Here is a 6,062-nt window from a genome sequence, read left to right as displayed (position 1 = left end):
CTCAGCGTTAGCTGGTAGTGCTTGGTACTTTTTTGGTGGCTGGGTGCTGATGGCCTTGGCCGAGAACCGGCAGTAAATCCGACAACATGGTGCGGTTGCCAAGGCCCGCAAATTTGGCGTGGTGTTGGTAGCTCAATTGGTCAGTGGTGATGGTAGTAACATGAGCGTTTGGGGCGTGGGGCAGTCCGCCAAAAATTGGTTCCTTGCTTACCTGCTACTCTGATGTTCAGGTTCATTCACCGCATCATTGGCGGTGGTTTTAATAAAAGTGCATCGGCGGGTTTGGGTGCAAGGGCTCCGGTGTGGGCTGCGATGTTGGTTGCCAGAGATCGGGCTTTATCGATGCCCCCAGCTAACCAGTCGCTGTAGTACGTTCCCGGCCCGGAGGGCCGTCCACCGGACGCCACTGACGTGGCGCCGCTAAGCTTGGCGTTAGCACCTCAAGTCCGACGGCTGTCGTTCACATCATCCGCAAGCCAAGCCTTGATCAGCGATTGGTAGGGCATATCCCGCTTGTTGGCTTCGATTTTGATCCGATCAAGCAGAGTTTCCGGCAACCGGAGTGAGATGGTCTTGGTTGAGGGTTTCAGCTTCGGGAACGATGCCGGCTTGGCCTGGCTCCAGTCCAGGTAGTCGGTGGAATCGTGAGTCTCCCAAAATTCCCGTTCTTCTGCTTCGGTTTTGAACTCAGGCATCTTTTTTGGTTTGCTCATAAACAGCCCTCTCTTTTCGGTGCATGTCGCGAGCGGAAATCACCCGAATCAACGTACCGTTCTGCCTCAGTGTGAACGTGATGTGGAGTAATCTCTCATCATCGGTTTCACCAAGGGCATGAAAACGGGCCTCAGTCTGGCTGTGTTTGGAGTCTTCCAGCACCAGAAGCGGCTCATTAAAGAAAATCTCTTCCGCTTCGGACTGGTTTACGCCATGTTTCTCCGCGTTCTTGCGGGAATTGCCTTCGTCCCAGTCAAAGCCAGTAACTTGTGCCCAATTGATCATGAAAGTATATTATCAGCATATACGCAGGCGTCAACAAGTGCTAACCAATGCAGGCACGGCGACGCCCACTACATTGCGCCTTCGGCTCCATTTCGTGGGCGCGCATGCTGCAGGCGTTAGAAGTTTTGGAGTCGACGTGTGAGGTTGGCCTTTTGAACATGGGGAAGAAATGAAAGAAGGGATTTCTAGGTTTGATGACTTTTGGGCGCTCCACGTGAATGGGTATATTTTCCTGCTCTCGGGCACAGATTTTTCTGACGCGACCCGGAGCGTCAAAGAAAAATACGGAGAGACAGTTTGGGCGCAATTTCTTCTTGCAGTTTCGAACTTTTCGAGACTGTCGGATGCAAGGAGCCATACCGGTATCGAGCGTGATGCTGTCAAAGCAATTCAGAACTTCTTCCAACAGAATCCAAAATCGATCCCGCAATACAGGTTCGTAGGCAAAGAGGCTATGACCGTCGCATCCACATTTATCGAGGCTTGCACCACATGCCCTGCCTCCAAAGGCTTGTTTACATGTGAGGAACTCCAGATCGATGGGAAGAATCAATGGATTCTCCGCGAGTATTATTCGCAGAGTCTTGTTGAGCGTCTCGGCAACAAAAAGAGGTTAGCGAAGACAGTGCCCATTACTCCATCGAAGATTGAAGAACTGAGTGGTAACTCGACTGATTTCAGAATACGAGTGGCTGGGGATTGGCTCAGGATATGTCACGAAGGAGTTCGGGCTCCATGAGAGATCGAAATACTTGCGAGAACCTAAATACTTCTAACCAGTACAATCACGGCGACGGTTACTGCATTGCGGCTTCGCCTCCATTCCGCAACCGCGCGTGTTGTCGGCGTTAAGCGCTATAGATGTAGCCCAGACTGGAGGGGTAATGTGAAGAACATTGAAGTAGTGATTTTGGCCAACTCTGTGAAGCATCACCAGCATTGCGTCGCTGGAAAATGCATTGCCAATGGGCAGTGGGTACGGCCAGTCTCAAATAGCGACGGCGCGGAGTTAAACCACGCACAAGCGCTGTGCCAGAATCCATACGGAAAATTCAATGTAAAGCCTTTGCAGAAAGTTTTTATGACCTTCTCCGCTCATGCCCCTTTGGCTCACCAGCCCGAAAACTATGTCATAGATGGATCTACATGGCGGCAGAATTTTGGGATCTCAGTGGGAGAGCTCAACCATTATCTGGATACCCCAAATGATATTTGGGGTGGTACAGATAGAGTTCCTCATGCAAGCATCGTCTCAGGGCATATTGCTATTGGTCAGTCTTTGTACTTGATCGCCGTTGACGGCTTACATCTATATAAAAATCAATATGATAAACGAAGAGCATCATTCTCCTATCATGGGACTAACTATGATCTCGCTGTTACTGACCCGAACTTTGATAGAATCATCCAAAACAATGAAGCTCCTAGAGGTGTTCTGTGCGTAAGTTTGGGTGAGGAGTATCAAGGCAACTGTTTTAAGCTTGTCGCAACTATATTTTGATTGGAAATGACATGAAAATTTATACCATTGGGTTTACTCAGAAGAACGCAGAGAAATTCTTCAAGTTTATAAACCTGTCTCAGGTCAAAACTTTAATTGATGTTCGTCTTAATAATGTTTCTCAGTTGTCTGGGTTTGCAAAGAGGGATGATCTAAAGTTTTTCCTTAAAGAGCTTTGCGGATCAGAGTATGTACACCTTCCCGAGCTCGCACCGACCAAAGATATCCTCAATGCATATAAGAAAGGCGATATGCCATGGCAGCTTTATGAGGAAAAATTCCTTAATCTTATGTCGCAACGAAATATTGAAAGGTCAGTCAGGCCTGCACTTCTTGACCATGGCTGTTTACTTTGCTCAGAACATGAGCCGCACTTTTGCCACAGGCGGCTCGTGGTAGAATACTTAAATGAATACTCTGAACTAGACCTCGAAGTGAAGCATTTATACTAATGAATAGAGTTTTAATTCTTTATCCAAAGCTTTTCAAATGTTATGAGAAATTCCGTAGAAAAGTTGAGAAGATACTTTCTGCATCAGATGCGGTTGAGATTCTGTACCCAGCGGATGTAAATGGTTTTATCAAACTGATTTCTGAAGAAATGCCGAAAATAAAATCGAAACGGCTGATTGAAGACTGGGGTGTGAGAGATGTAACTCACGCAATCGTTTTTGATGATGGTGAAGAGTTTCTGGTTGAAACGAGCCTGCTAAGGGAGAATTCCGTTCCCCTTAGACTGATAAATATTTCTATTACTCGAGTAATTAATATCAAGCGTGAGCCTGAATATAAAGGCTTAAAAAGCACGGAAAAATACGAGTACATAGGACGTGGATCGTATTGGGGAAATCCGTATTCCATGTATGAAGACGGCGAAGATAGAGAAGAAGTTATAAGGAAGTATAAGTATGATTTTGATTTCGAAAAATTCCCAAATAAGGAAAAAAGCGAAGTATACAAATTGGCCGGAAAACGTTTGGGGTGCTTCTGTAAGCCAGAGTCGTGTCATGGGGATGTATTGGCGGACTTTCTGAACTCATGGGATGACGGGAAGTGATCGCTTAACAATAGGCTGCATAGCGACCGACTTTCCGCCGCTTCGCGGCTCCAAACCGGCGCGTGAGCTGGGCGTTAGGCAAACTCCGTTCTCCGAGTAAATCGCAAGGGATATCTATGAGTTACATAATTGCATTTGTGTCCTTCGAAGAGTCGAAAAATGAGTTTCCAGTACAGTGCTTCCGAACAGATATTAAGCTTGGAGACAGTGTAATAGTGCGCAGAGGGGATGGAAAACTGAGGTATGCATCGGTTCAAAATCTTGAATACTTGAACTGGGACTGCAATGGCAGAATCGAGTGCAAGATGGACGAGGCTAGCCAAAATTCAGATGGCCAGTTGATCCTGCCAAAAGGCACTCCTATCGCCAATGGTCTTTCAAGCTCAGATGCCTTTATTAAAGAACTTAAATCGCATGGCTGGGTTCCTATAAAGTCAAGACGAAAACAGTACCGAGCAGTATTTGGCTACGCTAATCAATCTAGGACCGCCTACATCTTTGTAAGAAAAAATGGCATAGATATACAGATGCTTCCTCGCACTGACGTCGAAGAGTTAAAGCCTTACACTCTGCACGAAATTTCCTTTGGCGAAGGAACAGTGGTTCAGCATTTTCTTGCTCACACCACCTTTAATCTTTTTGAGGGCTTACTGCGTTTTTCCAAAAGCTTTATCAACAACGAGGAAAACCTTGATCGATATTTTAAACCTCAGGGATCGAGAGACAAAAGGAATGAGGCACTAAGAAAACAAGGTGAGGCAAGAGATGCCGAACGTAGACGACTGAACCCGGCTTATTCATGAGGCCGACCTGAAAACGAAGATGGCGAGAGGTTTTCTCTTGTAGAATCAGGATGTTCCTGCCAGAACACGATTCAAGAGGACCACTCGCCATGGGTGAAAGCCTATCCACCTGGACGCCCTCATGCAACGGCTCTGTCCGTGTTGAGCTGAGCGGCCAGCGCACCACCAGCGACAGCGGCGCCCTGCTGCTGCGTGAAGCCCTCGACAACAGCGGCGTGATCGAGGCGCTGGAAGACAATCTGGTCGATCGACGCCACCCGCTGCGCATCCGTCATTCGCTGGCCAGCCAGTTGCGTACCTTGGTGCTGCAGCGTGCGATGGGCTGGATCGATCTCAGCGATACCGACACGCTGCGCCGTGACCCGCTTTGGCAGTTGGCCTGCAGCGATGCACGCGGCATGACACCCCTGGTCCAGGACCGGCCGTCTCAAGCCACGCTGTCGCGGCTGCTGAGCTGCCTCGGTCGTAACGACAATATCGATGCCGTGCACGAAGGCCTGTTGCGGCTGGTGGTCTGGCGCCTGACCTCGCTGCAGAACGGTGAACGTCCCAAACAGCTGACGCTGGACATCGATGGCCTGCCGATCGAGGTGCATGGCCATCAGGGCGGGTCGGCCTATCATGGCCTTTACGGGGCCCGCATCTACTCGCCGCTGGTCGCATCGTTGGCGGAGACCGGCGACATGGTGGGCGGCCTGCTGCGCGAGGGCAACGCCGGCCCGGCAGAGAACGCCGACACCTGGATCCCGCATCTGGTACGACGACTCAACGAGAGCACCGGGGCACAGGTTCGTGTGCGCATCGACGCCGGTTTTACCGATAACGCGACGCTGGAGGCCCTGGAGGATCGGGAGATCGAATACCTGGGCCGGTTGCGCAGTCACACCGGTCTACAGAAGCTGGCAGCACCGCTCCTGAAGCGGCCACCCGGCCGGCCACCCGAGCAGCCTCGCGAGTGGTGCCACGATCTGGAGTACCAAGCCGGCTCCTGGTCGGCACCGCGGCGCGTAGTGCTGGTGGTGCAGGAACGCCCCGATGACCTGCTGCTGCATGCCTTCTTCCTGGTCACCAACCTCAGCAAGTTCGACTGGCCGCCAGAGAAGGTCCTAGCACTCTATCGCAAGCGCGGCAGCGCCGAGGCGCACATGGGCGAGGTGAAATCAGCACTCGACGTGCATCTCTCCTCGACCGACCGCGGCGCTTCCACCGTTCAAGAGGTGATGGCCCGCAACGAAGTGAGTCTGCTACTGAGTCTCTACGCCTACCAGGTCCTGCATGGCCTGCGCTGCCTGCTGGAGCGGCAGACCCGGCAAGGCTGGAGCCTCAGCCGGATGCGCGAGCAGGTGCTGAAGGTCGCCGCCACGCTGAGGCTGCACGCTCGGCGAATCACCGTTCATCTGGGGGCCGCCGCCGACAAGTGGTGGCCGACGCTGCTGAAGGGGCTGCCGAAGCTGACCGCACTGAGCTGACGCTCCTGCGAGACCACCACAGCATCAGAAAGCGAGCGACCGGAGCGGCGGTCGGCGATCACGGCTGCTTGGACGGTCGCAATTGATTCCAAAGAGCTATAAGTAAGTAGGAAAAGGGCTGCGTTCTGGCATTACTCAACAGCCACTCGCGCTGAAGATGCGAATCCTGATAAGCAATGCCAACAGCCAGTACCTTCAGACCGCTCAATCAGCGCCCTCGTGAATAAGGCGGG

General features: G+C 51.4%; 8 protein-coding genes. 6 read left to right on the top strand and 2 right to left on the bottom strand.

The features are described from left to right. Positions 1-440 precede the first annotated feature (440 nt). Together C7H09_RS07515 and C7H09_RS07510 are read right to left on the bottom strand one after the other, a co-directional pair. Complete coding sequence (locus C7H09_RS07515) at positions 441-713, bottom strand: BrnA antitoxin family protein (protein ID WP_054641814.1); 273 nt, start codon at positions 711-713, stop codon at positions 441-443. Beyond that, entirely contained in the window at positions 688-999 is a 312-nt protein-coding gene (locus C7H09_RS07510; RefSeq protein WP_106693228.1) for a BrnT family toxin, read from the bottom strand. Before C7H09_RS07510 ends, C7H09_RS07515 begins: the two co-directional genes overlap by 26 nt. A gap of 169 nt (positions 1,000-1,168) precedes the next feature. On the opposite strand from C7H09_RS07510, the gene C7H09_RS07505 reads away from it, so the two are divergent. The 6 genes from C7H09_RS07505 to C7H09_RS07480 all read left to right on the top strand — a co-directional run bounded on the left by C7H09_RS07505 (position 1,169) and on the right by C7H09_RS07480 (position 5,829). Then, on the top strand, positions 1,169-1,738 hold the full coding sequence (locus C7H09_RS07505) for a hypothetical protein (protein ID WP_106761974.1): 570 nt from the start codon (positions 1,169-1,171) through the stop codon (positions 1,736-1,738). A 147-nt stretch (positions 1,739-1,885) separates the two neighbouring features. Beyond that, on the top strand, positions 1,886-2,500 hold the full coding sequence (locus C7H09_RS07500; protein WP_106761973.1) for a dual OB domain-containing protein: 615 nt from the start codon (positions 1,886-1,888) through the stop codon (positions 2,498-2,500). Between the two features lie 11 nt (positions 2,501-2,511). Then, positions 2,512-2,952, top strand: a complete 441-nt coding sequence (locus tag C7H09_RS07495) for a DUF488 domain-containing protein (RefSeq protein WP_106761972.1) — start codon at positions 2,512-2,514, stop codon at positions 2,950-2,952. Further along, a complete protein-coding gene (locus C7H09_RS07490; protein ID WP_106761971.1) occupies positions 2,952-3,557 on the top strand; it encodes a DUF4326 domain-containing protein in 606 nt (201 codons plus the stop codon). The genes C7H09_RS07495 and C7H09_RS07490 overlap by 1 nt, the downstream gene beginning before the upstream one ends. Before the next feature lie 116 nt (positions 3,558-3,673). Next, the gene (locus C7H09_RS07485; RefSeq protein ID WP_206074287.1) at positions 3,674-4,360 is read left to right on the top strand and encodes a hypothetical protein; all 687 of its coding nucleotides are present in this window, start codon (positions 3,674-3,676) and stop codon (positions 4,358-4,360) included. A 50-nt stretch (positions 4,361-4,410) separates the two neighbouring features. Then, positions 4,411-5,829 (top strand): IS1380-like element ISPsp9 family transposase, encoded by a 1,419-nt coding sequence (locus C7H09_RS07480; RefSeq protein WP_076611315.1) that lies wholly within the window; start codon positions 4,411-4,413, stop codon positions 5,827-5,829. Positions 5,830-6,062: the final 233 nt, after the last annotated feature.

The sequence above is a fragment of the Marinobacter fuscus genome (assembly GCF_003007675.1).
In the GTDB taxonomy this organism is placed as follows: Bacteria; Pseudomonadota; Gammaproteobacteria; order Pseudomonadales; family Oleiphilaceae; genus Marinobacter; species Marinobacter fuscus.
This window is presented reverse-complemented; position numbering and strand designations above follow the sequence as displayed.

Bases quoted from the DNA above. Each gene is read 5' to 3' on its own strand.
- C7H09_RS07490 (WP_106761971.1), top strand. From the start codon at position 2,952: ATGAATAGAGTTTTAATTCTTTATCCAAAGCTTTTCAAATGTTATGAG.
- C7H09_RS07515 (WP_054641814.1), bottom strand. From the start codon at position 713: ATGAGCAAACCAAAAAAGATGCCTGAGTTCAAAACCGAAGCAGAAGAA.
- C7H09_RS07485 (WP_206074287.1), top strand. From the start codon at position 3,674: ATGAGTTACATAATTGCATTTGTGTCCTTCGAAGAGTCGAAAAATGAG.
- C7H09_RS07480 (WP_076611315.1), top strand. From the start codon at position 4,411: ATGTTCCTGCCAGAACACGATTCAAGAGGACCACTCGCCATGGGTGAA.
- C7H09_RS07495 (WP_106761972.1), top strand. From the start codon at position 2,512: ATGAAAATTTATACCATTGGGTTTACTCAGAAGAACGCAGAGAAATTC.
- C7H09_RS07505 (WP_106761974.1), top strand. From the start codon at position 1,169: ATGAAAGAAGGGATTTCTAGGTTTGATGACTTTTGGGCGCTCCACGTG.
- C7H09_RS07510 (WP_106693228.1), bottom strand. From the start codon at position 999: ATGATCAATTGGGCACAAGTTACTGGCTTTGACTGGGACGAAGGCAAT.